This window comes from Vibrio sp. IB15, assembly GCF_016406055.1.
In the GTDB taxonomy this organism is placed as follows: Bacteria; Pseudomonadota; Gammaproteobacteria; order Enterobacterales; family Vibrionaceae; genus Vibrio; species Vibrio chagasii.
The window spans coordinates 30622-46708 of record NZ_JAEFCE010000001.1; the positions used below are offsets into that span (position 1 = coordinate 30622).

Here is a 16087-nt window from a genome sequence, read left to right on the forward strand (position 1 = left end):
TATCTATATGTTTCTTTTGGTTTTTATTGCTAGTTAGTAAGCGAATGCCCTGTGAGTTTTCTAGATTTCTGTTTGGTAAATAATGACATTTAAGTTACTTCGCATTTAAAATTTAGTGACTTGGATCATATTTTTTCGCTTTCTATTCATTACGTGCCTAAGCTTAAAGAAAAACGAGGGGGCGCTTATGAAATGGATTCTACTATTTTTATCTTGTTTAAGTTTTGCTGCTTTTGGGAGTGAAGTTACTCCTAACGGTCAGCAATCAAAAAGTGATAGTAACTTATCCCATTTTGACCTTCCTTTGTTGCTTGGTGACTGGTATTTAATGAATCAAGATCCGGAGCAAGGCACTGAAAACTTTAGAGCAATAAAGCTGACTCTCGATTCAAATTACTCGTTTACTATCGATATCCAGAAAAAAGACTATAGTGTCGACCATTGGGAAGGTTTATATAATGCCAATGAAGACACAATTATTCTGGGTCTGAACACTTCTGAGCCTCAAGTCTATTCTTACAGCAGTAATCACAACATGCTGAATCTTAATGGTGTGATGTTTACTAAAGCATTACCCAACGCACTGGCGGGTATTTGGTCTAGCGCTGAGCTATCGGGTAGCGATTTAAGAGCGAGTAACATCCAAAAAATGGATTTGGTTTTGCAGCCTGACTTTATCTTCATGTTCCGCGTGTCTGATGAAGAAGGTGGCGAAGTTATTCGTCGCGGGGTGTATTACACCGAAGGCGACCAACTAGTGTTACTTTATGAAAACGGTGAACACGGCACTCGATATACACTGAACAGCGATGTGTTAACGCTACAAGGTGAAGAGGGAGATATGTTTGCGGTGCTGAATCGCATCCGATAATCGTGAGTTTTAGCAGTAAAGTGGTACTCGTTGATAATATTGTGCACAGTTCATTTCTTAGTCGTTCCTGTCTGATTTGATTGATAAAATAGCAAAACATGGAGGCATTTTCCTACAATGCCTCCTTTTTTTAATATTCCCCTTGTTTTATTGGCGATCAACCTTTAGATATATACAGTTAAAAAATTATTACGTATAACGATCAAAAGGAACTCGTCATGGCACATACACCTCAAGCCAAATATCGTAAAGATTATCAATCACCATCTCACACTATTTCTGAAATCGATCTTACTTTCGATTTATACGATTCAGCATCTATCATTACTGCGGTGTCTAGTGTTAAGCAAGAAAAAGACAGCTCAACATTAGTACTGGATGGTGAAGGCTTGAAGTTGGTTTCTGTGTTGGTTGAAGGCAACGAGTGGACGCAATACGAGCTGTCTGAAACTCAACTAACGTTAACTGATCTTCCGAAGGAGTTTACGTTAACCATCTTTACTGAAGTGAACCCAGAAGGTAACAGTGCACTAGAAGGTTTATACAAGTCAGGCGGCGCTTTCTGTACTCAGTGTGAAGCCGAAGGTTTCCGTCGTATTACTTACTACATGGACCGTCCAGATGTGTTGGCGAAATTCACAACAACAGTTATCGCCGACAAAGCAGAGAACCCGTTCTTATTAAGTAACGGTAACCGTGTTGATGAAGGCGAGGCAGAAAATGGTCGTCATTGGGTGAAATGGCAAGACCCGCATCCAAAACCAGCGTACTTGTTTGCACTCGTAGCCGGTGACTTCGATGTACTTCGTGACGCATACACCACGCAATCGGGTCGCAAAGTTGACCTAGAAATCTTTGTTGATAAAGGCAACCTAGACCGTGCAAACCATGCAATGGTGTCTTTGATTAACTCAATGAAGTGGGATGAAGAGCGTTTCAACTTAGAGTACGACCTAGATATCTACATGATCGTCGCGGTAGATTTCTTCAACATGGGTGCGATGGAAAACAAAGGCTTGAACGTATTTAACTCTAAGTTTGTTTTGGCGAACGACCAAACCGCAACGGATACCGATTACTTAGGTATTGAAGCGGTAATTGGCCATGAATACTTCCATAACTGGACAGGTAACCGAGTGACTTGTCGTGATTGGTTCCAGCTGAGTTTGAAAGAAGGTCTAACGGTATTCCGTGACCAAGAGTTCTCATCGGATCTTGGCTCTCGCGCAGTAAACCGTATTAACAATGTGCGTATCATTCGCGGTCCACAATTTGCCGAAGATGCAAGCCCAATGTCTCACCCAATTCGTCCTGAAAAAGTGATAGAAATGAATAACTTCTATACATTGACCGTGTACGAAAAGGGAAGTGAAGTGATCCGTATGATCCACACATTGTTGGGTGAAGACGGTTTCCAAAAAGGCATGAAACTGTACTTCGAACGTCACGATGGCACGGCAGCAACGTGTGAAGATTTTGTTGCCGCAATGGAAGATGCATCGGGTGTTGATCTGTCTCAGTTCCGTTTATGGTACAGCCAGTCTGGTACGCCGACGCTATCTGTTGAAAGCCATTACGACGCAGATAAGAAACAGTACACATTAACAACTCGCCAAGTAACGCCGCCAACTCACGAACAAGCTGAAAAGCAGGCTTTGCATATCCCTCTAGATATCGAGTTGTACACTGCGTCGGGTGATGTTGTTGAGTTACAATGTAACGGTGAGCCAGTTCATAACGTGTTAGACGTGAAAGAAGCGGAACAAACTTTTGTGTTCGAGAACGTAAGCGAGAAACCAGTGCCATCATTGCTGCGTGAATTTTCTGCGCCAGTGAAATTGGAATACGACTATTCAGATGAAGAGCTGATCTTCTTGATGGTGAATGCTCGCAATGAGTTCTCTCGTTGGAATGCGGGTCAAATGCTATTAGCGAAGTACATCCGCAGTAACGTGGAGAAGGTTCAACAGGGTCAAGCGTTTGAGCTTTCTGATTCTGTTATTGACGCATTCCGTGGCGTACTGCTGAGTGATTCACTAGAGCCTGCGTTTATTGCAGAAATGCTTTCACTGCCAAGCCACAATGAAGTATCGGGTTGGTACGAGCGTGTTGATATTGATGCGGTCGCATCGGTCCTTAACTCGATGAAAGTAACACTAGCTGCAGAACTTGAAGACGAGTTAGCGGCGGTTTATCACACCCATGCGCTAACGGAATACACGATCGATCACGATTCGATTGGTAAGCGTACTCTACGTAAAGTTTGCCTAAGTTACTTAGCTCACACTGAGCAGGGTAACGACTTGGTAGTTGAGATGTATCAAACGGCAAACAACATGACTGACACCATGGCAGCAATGGGCGCGGCAAACAGTGCGCAACTACCATGTCGTGAAGCCTTGATGGCGGATTACAGTGACAAGTGGAAACACGATGGTCTTGTTATGGATAAGTGGTTTGCATTGCAAGGTACAAACCCAAGTTCAAATGCCCTTGAAGTGATCAAAGAGTCTATGTCACATCAAGCGTTCAGCTTAAAGAACCCAAACCGTACTCGTAACCTGGTCGGTTCGTTCTTAAACATGAACCCGGTTCAGTTCCATGACAAATCAGGTCAGGGCTACGCATTTGCTGGTGAGATCTTACGTGAGCTAAACAGCAGTAACCCGCAAGTGGCTTCACGTCTGATTGATCCACTGCTTAAATTCCGTAAGTATGATGATGATCGCCAAGCTCTTATCAAGCAGGAACTTGAGACATTGAAGAACATGGATAACCTAGCAAAAGACTTATTTGAGAAAGTAGCGAAAGCACTAGAAGCTTAAGTTAAACGTTCTCAAGGCTAACGGTTTACTTATAAACTGTTTACTTCCAAAGAAAAGTCATCAGTGGTAGAGAATATCTGCCACTGATTTTTTGTTTCTGGCTCATCGAATTTTCGATAAGCTAGAACAGTTTCAAGCTCAGTCTCACTGTCAGACATCGTTAAGTGCCAAAAAACACCGGCACTGTATACTTATACAGGTATCGTATGAATCACTATATTTTCCAACTTAACATCTCATATCAGCAGTTTTTGGCCAGTTATTCTGGTGCGGCAAGTAAAGTACAAGTAATGACAACAACAGGATTGCGTATTCAGTTACCTGCAACTCGGTTCAGACCTTTTCTTACACAAATAGGGGTTAGAGGGCAATTTAGGCTGACAACTGACCAAAAAAATAAGTTTATTAAGTTAGAAGCTCTGTAAAGCTTGGCATGCCTAGTGAGTTAAAAGGAATCTTAATCACATAATCAAACATTTCACCTCTTACCACCTCCAAAACAATTAACCATTTTTCAATAATGCTTTTACAATAAATGAATGCATTACCTTTGCTTAACTCGTTAGTAGAAAAGTGTTAAAAAACGCGATTCAAACGCCAGATTAAGTGATACCCCTAATAATAAAATATAATTCTAATTGTGGAGTGTGACTATGACCGCACGTGAAACTGTGGTTCCAGTTTTACTTGAAAAAGTTTACAAGCTGATTCAAGACAAACTTGACCTTGCTCATCGACCTCTCGTAACTCAACTTGCTCAACACTTGTTTAGTAACGTTTCTCATGACGACCTGACTCAGAGAAATGAATCCGATTTATATGGTGCTGTAGTTAGTTTATGGCACCACATCAACGAAAAGAAAGCCGATGAAATCTCGGTACGCGTTTTCAACCCGACGGTAAGTCGTCAAGGTTGGCAGTCCACTCACACTATCGTTGAGATAGTTGTACCGGATAGTCCTTTCCTTGTTGATTCTGTAAAAATGGCATTGACTCGCCTAGACCTTTCTTCTCACCTTATGCTGCATAACCCAACGCAAATCTCTCGCTCTGATTCGGGAAGTGTAGTGGGTGTGAGCAGTGGTGAAGGTGTTTTCCAATCTTTGTTCCACATCGAGGTTGACCGTCTAAGTAGCAAAGCAGAAATGACGGCACTTAAGACAGAGCTTCTAGACATTTTCACTGACACTAGCCTAGTGGTTAACGACTGGTTAACGATGGTTGAAAAGCTGAAAGAAGTCACTGACCAAGTTGAACAGCAAAAAGAAAGCATTCCAGTAGATGGTCAACGTTTTGATGAGACGTTGGCGTTTCTTCGTTGGTTAGGTGAACACAACTTTACCTTTATGGGTTATAAGGAATATGACCTAGTTTCAGTTAACGGCGATACTGAGCTGCAACCGACCAAGGAGCAAGGTCTTGGTTTGTTTGCGAATTCAGATCGTGTACGTAACGTTAAGTTGTCTGAGTTTTCTGACTCGGCGCGTTTAGAAGCAAAAAAACCGTATGTACTTATCGTAACAAAGGGCAACACGGCTTCACGCATTCACCGCCCAGCTTACAATGACTACATCGGCATTAAGAAATTCGATAAGAACGGCAAGGTAATTGGTGAGCACCGTTTCACTGGTCTTTACACTTCTGCTGTTTATAACCAAACCGTTGAAACGATTCCTCTAGTTCGTGAGAAAGTAGAGCGTATCTTAAACGCGAGTGGTTATCGTGAGGGTTCATACTCTTACAAAGCTCTGCACAACATTCTTGAAAACTACCCACGTGATGAACTGCTTCAAGCTCGAGAAGAAGAACTGCTTGAAGTGGGAACGGGTGTCGTACAGATGCAAGATCGTGATCTTCTGCGTCTGTTCGTTCGCAAAGACCCGTTTGGCCGTTTCTTTAGCTGTATGGTTTACGTAACAAAAGATCGTTACAACACCGAGCTTCGTCGCCAAACTCAGCGCATCTTGAAGCAATACTTTGGCTGTGAAGAAGAAGTTGAATTTACAACGTATTTCTCTGAAAGCCCTCTGGCAAGAACACACTATATTGTTCGTGTTGATAACAACAACATGGACGTGGACGTGAAAACAATCGAGCAAAATTTAATGGAAGTATCGTCTACGTGGGATGACCGCTTATCTGAATCAATCATTGCAAACTTCGGTGAGAGCAAAGGTCTTCCATTGTCGAAAGAGTACATGCGTGCATTCCCACGTTCGTACAAAGAAGACATGATGCCAGGTTCTGCTGTTGCAGATATTGAGCGTTTAGAAGCACTAAGTGAAGATAATAAACTTGGTATGCTTTTCTACCGTCCTCAGGAAGAAGCGGCAGACTCGAAAGCAGTACGCTTAAAACTGTTCTACCACAGTGCAGAGCCAATTCACCTTTCTGATGTGATGCCAATGCTTGAAAACTTTGGCCTACGCGTAATCGGTGAGTCGCCATACGAAGTGCGTAAGACCAACGGTACAACCTATTGGATCTTAGATTTCTCTATGCTTCATAAGAGTGACCAAACGATTGATCTTCGTGAAGCTCGTGATCTTTTCCAACAAGCATTCGCAGCAATTTGGGCGGGTGAACTAGACAGCGATGGTTTCAACCGCTTGGTACTGGGCGCGGGTCTTTCTGGTCGTGAAATTTCTATTTTGCGTGCTTATGCTCGTTACATGCGTCAAGTGGGCTTCCCATTCAGCCAACAATATATCGAAGACACATTGTCCCATTACCCAGAGTTAGCGAAAGGTTTGGTGAGCTTATTCGGTAAGCGTTTTGATCCGAAATTGAAGGGCAGCGCGAAGGGTCAACAAGATCTTATTAAGAAGATCACTGAGCAGCTCGATCATGTAGAAAGCTTGGATGATGATCGTATCATTCGTCGCTACATGGAGATGATCACTGCAACGCTTCGTACTAACTACTACCAAGTAGACGACAACAAACAAGCGAAGCCTTGGTTGGCTCTAAAAATGAGACCAAGCGAGATTCCAGATATCCCGGCACCAGTACCTGCATTTGAGATCTTCGTATACGCACCAGATATTGAAGGTGTTCACCTACGTGGCGGTAAAGTGGCTCGTGGTGGTCTTCGTTGGTCAGATCGTCAAGAAGATTTCCGTACCGAGATTCTGGGCCTAGTTAAAGCACAACAAGTTAAGAACACGGTAATTGTACCAGTGGGTGCAAAAGGTGGTTTCGTTTGTAAACGTCAGCACACAATGTCTGGCCGTGACGAGATCTTTGCTGAAGGGCAACGTTGTTACAAGCGCTTCATCCGTGCACTACTAGACGTTTCAGACAACATCATTGAAGGTGAGGTAATCCCACCTAAGAACGTTGTTCGTCATGATGAAGATGACCCGTACTTGGTTGTTGCAGCCGATAAAGGTACAGCAACATTCTCTGACTTAGCGAACTCAGTATCTGAAGAGTACAACTTCTGGTTAGGTGATGCGTTTGCTTCGGGTGGCTCTAACGGCTACGACCACAAAGCGATGGGTATCACAGCAAAAGGTGGTTGGGAATCGGTTAAGCGTCACTTCCGTGAAATGGGTATTAACTGCCAGACTACAGACTTCACTGCTATCGGTGTTGGTGATATGGCGGGTGACGTATTTGGTAACGGTATGCTGCTATCTAAGCACATCCGTCTACAAGCGGCATTTAACCACATGCACATCTTCGTTGATCCGAATCCAGATTCAGCATCAAGCTGGGTAGAGCGTGATCGTTTGTTCAATCTACCTCGCTCAAGCTGGGAAGATTACAACAAAGAATTGATTTCTCAAGGTGGTGGCATCTTCTCTCGTCGAGCGAAGTCTATCTCTCTAACGCCTGAAATTCAGAAAATGTTGGGTACCAAGAAAGCATCAATGGCGCCAAATGATTTGATCAAAGCGGTCTTGTCTATGGAAGTTGATCTACTTTGGAATGGTGGTATCGGTACTTACGTTAAGTCTTCAAGTGAAACTCACACTGATGTTGGCGACCGCGCTAACGACGTGTTGCGTATCAACGGCGGCGATTTGAAAGCAAAAGTTGTTGGCGAAGGCGGTAACTTGGGTATGACTCAATTGGGTCGTATTGAATATGCGCTTACAGGCGGCCGAGTGAACACAGACTTTGTTGATAACGTGGGTGGTGTTGACTGTTCAGATAACGAAGTGAACATTAAGATCTTCTTGAACGGCTTGGTGTCTAATGGTGATCTAACGGTTAAGCAACGTAACCAAGTTCTAGAGTCTATGGAAGATGAAGTTGGTGAGATTGTACTTGATGACGCCTACTGCCAAGCTGAGTCTATTTCGGTAACTGAACACCAAGGCGTGAGCTTAGTTAAAGAGCAAATCCGCTTCATTCACACAATGGAGAAAGCAGGGTATCTGGATCGCGGCCTAGAATACATCCCTGATGACGAAACTCTGCTAGAGCGTGAGAAGCAAGGTCAAGGCCTAACAAGACCAGAGCTATCTGTATTGATCGCTTACGGTAAGATGGTTCTGAAAGAAGATCTTGTGAGCGATGATATTGCGAATGATGAGTTCCATGCTCAACAATTGATGCAATACTTCCCAACTGAGTTACGCCGTAACTACTCTCAGCACATGGATAACCATCCACTGCGTGCAGAGATCATTGCGACGGCTCTTGCTAACCAAATGGTTAACGAGATGGGTTGTAACTTCATCACTCGTCTGCAAGAAGAGACGGGCGCAAACATTGTCGATATCGCTAATGCTTACGCGGCATCACGTGAAATCTATGGTTTGGGTCAAGTGCTTAAGAGCATCCGTGAACTGGATAACATCTCTAGCTCACAGGCTCAATATGAGTTGCTGTACCACGTACGTCGTACACTGCGCCGTTTGACTCGTTGGTTGCTAAGAAATCGTACTGGTAAGCAATCTGTGAAAGCACTGGTTGAACTTTACCAAGGCGATGTAGTGGCTATTACTGAGAAACTGGACGAAAACCTGGTTGCTTCAGAAGTAGAAGAGCATCAAGCAATGGCGCAAGTATGGATTGATCAAGGCGTAACTGCAGAATTGGCGAATTCAGTAGCGCGTCTGTCTAGCTTGTACTCAGCACTGGATATATCCACAGTGGCCCGTGAAACGGGTAAAACAGTACAACAAGCGTCTAAGCTTTACTTCAATCTAGGCGACCGTTTGTCTCTGCACTGGTTCTTGAAGCAAATCAATGGTCAAGCAGTCGATAACAACTGGCAAGCATTGGCACGTGCTGCATTCAGAGAAGATCTGGATTGGCAACAACGTCAATTAACAGGTCAAGTACTTAGCTGCGGTTGTGGTTCGGATCTTGATGTGATCAAGGCGCTCGACGATTGGATGGAAAGCAATTCTGTTTCTCTACATCGTTGGGAAAGTATCCTGAACGAATTCAAAGTGGGTTCTGTTCACGAGTTTGCTAAGTTCTCAGTTGCGTTGCGTGAATTGATGCTACTGAATCTAAACTGCATGTCGAAAGACTAACGATTAGACTCAAGTAAAACGATTTAAGGGCAGGCCATTTGGTCTGCCTTTTTCGTTTCGGATTATTATTGCTTACCCTGGAAAGTGAGTAGCCGTAAATTCGCAATGTCTCAAACCGATTCACTGGACGGTGAATTAAAGAGTGCTGACTGCCTATATAACGGTAACGTTTGCTTAATAAAGAAGCTCATTCGTTAGCAAACTCGATTATCTTACCCTTACAGACAGTAATAGATTGAATAGTTGGGTAAATAAGTAAATAATATCGCCCCGTTTACACGGGGCTTTTTTCTATCGGAGGCACAATGCTTTACCGTCTAGCCAGAACTGGCTTTTTCCAACTTGATGCCGAAAAGGCACATGATCTTGCAATTCAAAATTTCAAACGCTTTACCGGCACTCCCATTGATCTTTTGTATCGCCAACAATTACCTCATCGACCTGTAGAATGCATGGGTCTTACTTTTAAAAACCCAGTTGGTCTTGCGGCTGGCCTAGATAAAAACGGCGAATGTATTGATGCATTTGGCGCGATGGGTTTTGGTTTTGTAGAAGTAGGGACTGTGACTCCACGTCCACAAGCGGGTAACGATAAACCTCGTTTATTCCGTCTTGTTGAAGCTGAAGGTATCATCAACCGAATGGGTTTCAACAACCTAGGTGTAGATAACTTGGTTGAGAATGTTAAGAAGTCAAACTACGACGGCATCTTAGGTATCAACATCGGTAAAAACAAAGACACGCCGATTGAAAAGGGTGCAGAAGACTACTTGATCTGTATGGAGAAGGTATATCAATACGCGGGTTACATTGCGGTAAATATCTCTTCACCAAACACACCAGGGCTACGTTCTCTACAATACGGCGAAGCACTTGATGATTTGTTGTCTGAGCTGAAAGCAAAACAAGCGGAACTAGAAGAGAAGCATGGTAAGTATGTTCCTCTAGCTCTTAAGATTGCTCCGGATCTAAGTGATGATGAAATCAGCCAAATTTGCGAATCATTGATCAAAAATAAGATCGATTGTGTGATCGCAACAAACACGACTTTGGATCGTTCAATTGTCGAAGGCATGAAACACTGCGACGAAGCGGGTGGCCTAAGTGGACGTCCAGTTCAATCTCGTAGCACTGAAGTAGTTCGTAAACTTCACCAAGAGCTAGGTGACAAACTGCCGATCATCGGGGTAGGTGGCGTTGACTCTTATGTTGCTGCAAAAGAGAAAATGATGGCAGGTGCTCAGCTTGTTCAAGTTTACTCTGGTTTCATCTACAAAGGTCCACGCCTTGTAGCTGACATTGTCAAAAACCTGTAGTTCACCAACTATAGTCGTTATAGAGCACTAATCTAAAAGTATCTATAAACTGACATCGTCTTACTAAAAGAGACACTGTAACTCCCCGAGTTGTAGAGAAAAGCGATAAGAAAGAGGAATTCATTTCCTCTTTTTTTTTGCCTATTGCTCAGTAAAATTACTGCAATTGAAGGTAATTTTGCGTTTTACCTAATGGAATGGTTCAACAGTGTGAGACGAAATGATGCTTAAACCTAGCGATACATGGAGTTGGTATTACGATGAGCAGCAATGTTCATTAATGCTAAACCTCGGAGAGGATATGATTTTCAAAACGAATCTGGTCCGCAATAAGCTGGTGGACTGTGCGTTTCGAGATAATGAATTCACCGTTGATGACGCATCATCATACCAAACCTTCAAAGAACAAATTTCTGGCTTAGAGCTATCTGAGCCTCGTCAAGCAGAACTGGCGCTTTACTGCGTGGCTGCGAAGCGTTTCCATAAGCCTGTACAACCAAAGAGTTGGTTTTTCGCTCCCCAAGGTGCAGGCCATGAGTATCCTCAGGAAGGGGATATTGTACAAATGAATAACGAGCATAGCCTTGGTTACTTCATTGTATTAGAAGTGGGCGAGTGTGCGAGCTTGTGCGCGTTTGTAGACCTAGAAGAGTTCATATTGACTCCTTCAAAAGGATTACGCTTTGGCGACTCAATCAAGGTGATGCACGATAGAATGCTTGATGCTAACGCAATTCTGCATCAATCTCATCATATTGCGATGGTAGGCTAACCCAAGTTTTATACATCATTTCGCCATACGTCGCACAGAACAACCTCACCAAACCTTCCAAATAATCGGCTTAATAGCCGATTTTTTTGTGCCTAAAAAACCTCATCCTGATAAATGCATCACTCGCTAACCATTAAAATAGTGAAGTTAAGCCGATTTTTTTTACGTTAATTTCACCTTGTTTACTTCCCCAAAAGCGTAATTTACCAATATTTATTCCCTGTTTTTGTTCTTTTGTAGCTAAATTTCACACTTGCTTTTCATTTGGTATATACCAATTTGGGGGTGAATATTAATTCACAATGGCGAGTTGCTCGGAAATTGGGTGTTAAACGAGTGAGTTCGTTAGGTCTTATGTTTTAAGGGGATGTGGGTAAGCGACCGCTTCAGTACTGAGTGTTTGCTAGCCAGTTAGTCGAAAGATTCAATGAAAAGACGAGTTTAGAGTGATGCTCTGGTAACAAAATCAGGTATAATCGAGCTCATTTTTATCAATAAAAGAACACTATGAATCAATATCTAGCGGTTACCTCAAACGGCCTTGAGAATTTATTAGTTGAAGAACTAACCCAACTAGGGATTACAAACGCAAAACCTGTTCAGGCAGGTGTTAAATTCAAAGCGACCAATGAGCAAATTTATCGTTGTTGTTTGTGGAGTCGTTTGGCTTCTCGATTTGTACGTGTCCTTTCTGAATTCACTTGTCAGGACGACATGGATTTGTACCTATCGACCACTGCGGTTAACTGGGTGAATCAATTCCATAGCTCTAAGCGTTTTGTGGTTGACTTTAATGGTACCAATCGCGAAATCCGCAACAGCCAATATGGCGCGATGAAAGTGAAAGACGCTATCGTCGATTGCTTTGAGAAGAAGTCGTTGCCTCGTCCTTCTATTAGCAAAGAAAACCCAGATGTTCGTATTCACGTTCGTTTACACCGTGACAAAGCGATTCTTGGCCTTGATATGGTCGGCAGCGGTCTTCACCAGCGTGGTTACCGTCCTGAATCAGGTCGCGCACCATTGCGTGAAACTCTTGCTGCAGCGATTCTTCTTCGTAGTGGCTGGGACGCAACAAAACCTTTCTTAGACCCTATGTGTGGTTCAGGTACGCTTGTGATTGAAGCGGCGATGATGGCTGCGAACATGGCTCCGGGTGTTAAGCGTCAGAAATGGTGTTTCGAAGCTCTAGAAGATTTTGAACCAGAGCTATGGGCTGAAGTTAAGTCAGAGGCGAATGTACAAGGTCGCCGTGGTGTGAAGAAAGTAGAGTGTAAGTTCTACGCCTATGACAACGATGAGCGAATGATCAAGACTGCACGTGACAATGCGCGTCGTGCCGGTGTTGAAGATTTAATTCAATTTGAAGTAGGCGATGCTGCACTTGTTAAGCGTCCTGCGGAATTCGACAATGGCGTGGTTGTATCAAACCCACCTTATGGTGAGCGTCTAGGTACTGAGCCTGGCTTGATTGCACTATACACGGCGTTTGGCGCGCAGCTAAAAGCTGAGTTTGGTGGTTGTCACGCATCTATCTTCTCTAGCTCAGACGAGCTTCTAAGCTGCTTGCGTATGCGTGCAGACAAACAGTTCAAATTGAATAACGGTGCGTTACCGTGTCACCAAAAGAACTACTCAATTTCCGCTCGTCCGATGTCAGAGCGCCCAACAGAGCAGCAAGAACAGCAGATTGCGCCTGATTTCGCGAACCGTCTTAAGAAGAACATCGGTAAAATTGGCAAGTGGGCTAAGAAAGAGCAACTAGATTGTTACCGTATCTACGATGCGGATTTACCAGAATACAATGTAGCGATTGACGTATACCCAGGTCACCTTGTGATTCAAGAATACGCTGCACCTAAAGATGTACCGGAAGAGAAAGCAAAACGTCGTCTAACCGATATCATCCGTGCTTCTATTCAAGTGACCGGCGTTGAAGCCAATAACGTTGTGCTGAAAGTTCGTCAGAAGCAAAAAGGGCGCTCTCAATACCAGAAGCTTTCTCAAGATTCATCGAACCTAGAAGTAAATGAGTATGGCGTTAAGCTGATTGTTAACCTTCACGACTACCTAGATACAGGTTTATTCCTTGATCATAAGATTACTCGTCGTCGTATCGGTGAAATGGCAGCAGGCAAAGATTTCCTTAACCTGTTTGCTTATACAGGTAGTGCATCTGTACACGCTGCTGTGGGCGGCGCACGCGCTACAACCACCGTTGACATGTCGAATACCTACCTAGAGTGGGCGAAAGAGAACATGGAGCTTAACGGACGTGTCGGTCGTCAACATCAATTTGTTCAAGCTGACTGTCTACAATGGCTGGCTAAAGAGCAGGGTTCTTATGATCTGATCTTTATTGATCCACCAACGTTCTCTAACTCGAAGCGTATGGATCAATCTTTCGATGTTCAACGTGATCATATCCAATTGATGGAGAACCTAAAACGCCTGCTTCGTGAGGAAGGTACGATTGTGTTCTCTAACAACAAGCGTCACTTCAAAATGGACTTGGAAGCTCTAGACGAACTAGGTCTTAAGGCTCAGAACATCTCTGCTAAGACATTGCCTCTAGATTTCTCTCGCAATAAGCATATTCATAACTGCTGGTTGATTACTCATAAGTAGTTAAGAGATTGTATAAGGATATATAGTGCTGACTCTCTACAGTACAGAAGGGTGCCATCTATGTGAGATGGCATTCCAACTCACGGAACAGTTAAACATTAGCCATCATATCAATGTTGTCGACATCGCATTCGATGATGAGCTCTTTTCCCGTTACGGGGTCACTATTCCGGTGCTCAAATTTGAAAGCTCTGACGGTTCTCAACACTCAGAGCTTAACTGGCCATTTGGCTTGTTAGAACTTAATGATTGGTTAAAGAAGAATGGCATTACTTACAATTCATAATGGGCAGTTAGCATTTGGCGACCACCCACTATTAGACCGTGCAGACTTCGCGCTGCAAGAAAACGAGCGTGTTTGTTTAGTGGGGCGCAACGGTGCTGGTAAGTCTACGTTGATGAAAGTCCTCTCTGGCAACATCATCATGGATGACGGCAAGATGCAAATTACACAAGATGTGGTTGTGTCTCGCTTGGAACAAGATCCGCCGCGTAACGAAGAAGGCACAGTTTATGATTATGTAGCTGGTGGTCTTGCTGAAATCGGCGAGCAGCTAAAGATCTATCATGATCTTCTGGATCTGATCGCGACCGACCCTAGTGAAAAGAACCTAAACCGTCTTACTCGTGTACAAGAACAATTGGATCACGCTAATGCATGGCGCTTTGAAGACCGTGTAACGAATGTTCTAGGTGCTTTAAAGCTGACAGCCGAAACTAAGCTGACGGACTTATCTGGTGGTTGGCAACGTAAAGCGGCTCTTGCTCGTGCGCTTGTGTGTGACCCTGACGTGCTTCTACTCGACGAACCGACGAACCACTTGGATGTTGCTACTATTGAATGGTTAGAAGGCTTCCTTAAAGACTTCCGTGGTTCAATCATCTTTATCTCGCACGACCGTGCGTTCATTAAGTCGATGGCTACGCGTATCGTCGACCTTGATCGCGGTAAATTGAGTTCTTTCCCTGGTGATTACGAAAATTACCTAGTTGAGAAAGAAGAAGCGCTTCGCGTTGAAGAAATGCAGAACGCTGAATTCGATAAAAAGCTCGCTCAGGAAGAAGTATGGATTCGACAGGGTATCAAAGCTCGTCGTACTCGTAACGAAGGTCGTGTACGTGCGCTTAAGAAGCTACGTGAAGAGCGTTTGAATCGTCGTGAAGTGCAGGGCAAAGCGGTTATCCAAATCGATGATGCTCAGCGTTCAGGTAAGATTGTATTTGAAGCTGAGAACATTAACTTTGGTTTCGAAGGCAAACAGATCGTTAAAGACTTTAGCTTCAACATCATGCGTGGCGATCGTATTGCACTGATTGGTCCGAATGGTTGTGGTAAGAGTACGGTTCTTAAGTTGCTTCTTGACCAGCTAAAACCTGATTCTGGTCGTTTGCATTGCGGTACGAAACTTGAAGTGGCGTACTTTGACCAATACCGTGAAATTCTTGACCCAGAGAAGTCGGTTATCGATAACCTAGCGGATGGTAAGCAAGAAGTAACAGTAGGTGGCCGTGAGCGTCATGCGCTTAGCTACCTACAAGATTTCTTATTCTCTCCTAAACGTGCTCGTACTCCTGTTAAAGCGCTGTCTGGTGGTGAGAAAAACCGCCTGTTATTAGCTCGTATTTTCCTTAAATCGAACAACTTGCTGATTCTCGATGAGCCAACCAACGATCTAGATATCGAAACTTTGGAACTTTTAGAAGATTTGCTTGCCAACTATCAGGGTACGCTTCTTTTAGTAAGCCACGATCGTCAGTTTGTAGATAATACAGTGATGACAAGTTGGATCTTCGAAGGCAACGGCGTGATTGAAGAATTTGTTGGTGGCTATCACGATGCTCAACAACAAAGAAAGCAGGCACTTGAATACCGACAGGTTGAAAAGCCATCAAAGCCAGCGAAAGTAGTTGAGGAAACTCCCAAAACTGCACCAGTTAAAGCTAAACCTAAGAAGTTATCGTATAAGCTACAGCGAGAGCTAGAAGCGTTACCACAACGTTTAGAAGAATTGGAAACACAAATTGAAGCTCTTCAGGAAGAAGTTAACGATCCAAGCTTCTTTTCGAAATCTGTAGAGCAGACACAGCCAGTTTTAGATAAGCTAACTGCGACAGAGCAGGAGCTTGAAGTTGCATTTGAGCGCTGGGAAGAGCTCGAGGCACTACAACAGGAAAGTTAA

At 43.7% G+C, this 16087-nt stretch carries 9 protein-coding genes; all 9 read left to right on the forward strand.

The window, feature by feature from the left end; all coding sequences use genetic code 11:
- Nucleotides 1-187: 187 nt before the first annotated feature.
- The 9 genes from JC606_RS00125 to JC606_RS00165 all read left to right on the forward strand — a co-directional run bounded on the left by JC606_RS00125 (nucleotide 188) and on the right by JC606_RS00165 (nucleotide 16087).
- Nucleotides 188-871: a hypothetical protein gene (locus tag JC606_RS00125; protein ID WP_198777552.1), complete on the forward strand. Its 684-nt coding sequence runs from the start codon at nucleotides 188-190 to the stop codon at nucleotides 869-871.
- A 218-nt stretch (nucleotides 872-1089) separates the two neighbouring features.
- Nucleotides 1090-3696: an aminopeptidase N gene (pepN, locus tag JC606_RS00130; RefSeq protein WP_198777553.1), complete on the forward strand. Its 2607-nt coding sequence runs from the start codon at nucleotides 1090-1092 to the stop codon at nucleotides 3694-3696.
- Nucleotides 3697-3902: 206 nt separating this feature from the next.
- Complete coding sequence (locus JC606_RS00135; RefSeq protein ID WP_081090361.1) at nucleotides 3903-4121, forward strand: DUF2835 domain-containing protein; 219 nt, start codon at nucleotides 3903-3905, stop codon at nucleotides 4119-4121.
- A gap of 228 nt (nucleotides 4122-4349) precedes the next feature.
- A complete protein-coding gene (locus tag JC606_RS00140; protein WP_137406467.1) occupies nucleotides 4350-9191 on the forward strand; it encodes an NAD-glutamate dehydrogenase in 4842 nt (1613 codons plus the stop codon).
- 305 nt (nucleotides 9192-9496) lie between these two features.
- Nucleotides 9497-10507 (forward strand): quinone-dependent dihydroorotate dehydrogenase, encoded by a 1011-nt coding sequence (pyrD, locus tag JC606_RS00145; protein WP_137406466.1) that lies wholly within the window; start codon nucleotides 9497-9499, stop codon nucleotides 10505-10507.
- Nucleotides 10508-10727: 220 nt separating this feature from the next.
- Nucleotides 10728-11279: a cell division protein ZapC gene (locus JC606_RS00150; protein WP_198777554.1), complete on the forward strand. Its 552-nt coding sequence runs from the start codon at nucleotides 10728-10730 to the stop codon at nucleotides 11277-11279.
- 507 nt (nucleotides 11280-11786) lie between these two features.
- A complete protein-coding gene (gene rlmKL / locus JC606_RS00155) occupies nucleotides 11787-13907 on the forward strand; it encodes a bifunctional 23S rRNA (guanine(2069)-N(7))-methyltransferase RlmK/23S rRNA (guanine(2445)-N(2))-methyltransferase RlmL (protein ID WP_198777555.1) in 2121 nt (706 codons plus the stop codon).
- 25 nt (nucleotides 13908-13932) lie between these two features.
- Nucleotides 13933-14193: a glutaredoxin family protein gene (locus JC606_RS00160; protein WP_081090360.1), complete on the forward strand. Its 261-nt coding sequence runs from the start codon at nucleotides 13933-13935 to the stop codon at nucleotides 14191-14193.
- Entirely contained in the window at nucleotides 14171-16087 is a 1917-nt protein-coding gene (locus JC606_RS00165) for an ABC transporter ATP-binding protein (RefSeq protein ID WP_198777556.1), read from the forward strand. Before JC606_RS00160 ends, JC606_RS00165 begins: the two co-directional genes overlap by 23 nt.

Coding starts and splice junctions, on each gene's coding strand:
- JC606_RS00150 (WP_198777554.1), top strand. CDS start 10,728: ATGATGCTTAAACCTAGCGATACATGGAGTTGGTATTACGATGAGCAG.
- rlmKL (WP_198777555.1), top strand. CDS start 11,787: ATGAATCAATATCTAGCGGTTACCTCAAACGGCCTTGAGAATTTATTA.
- JC606_RS00135 (WP_081090361.1), top strand. CDS start 3,903: ATGAATCACTATATTTTCCAACTTAACATCTCATATCAGCAGTTTTTG.
- JC606_RS00125 (WP_198777552.1), top strand. CDS start 188: ATGAAATGGATTCTACTATTTTTATCTTGTTTAAGTTTTGCTGCTTTT.
- JC606_RS00140 (WP_137406467.1), top strand. CDS start 4,350: ATGACCGCACGTGAAACTGTGGTTCCAGTTTTACTTGAAAAAGTTTAC.
- pepN (WP_198777553.1), top strand. CDS start 1,090: ATGGCACATACACCTCAAGCCAAATATCGTAAAGATTATCAATCACCA.
- JC606_RS00165 (WP_198777556.1), top strand. CDS start 14,171: ATGGCATTACTTACAATTCATAATGGGCAGTTAGCATTTGGCGACCAC.
- pyrD (WP_137406466.1), top strand. CDS start 9,497: ATGCTTTACCGTCTAGCCAGAACTGGCTTTTTCCAACTTGATGCCGAA.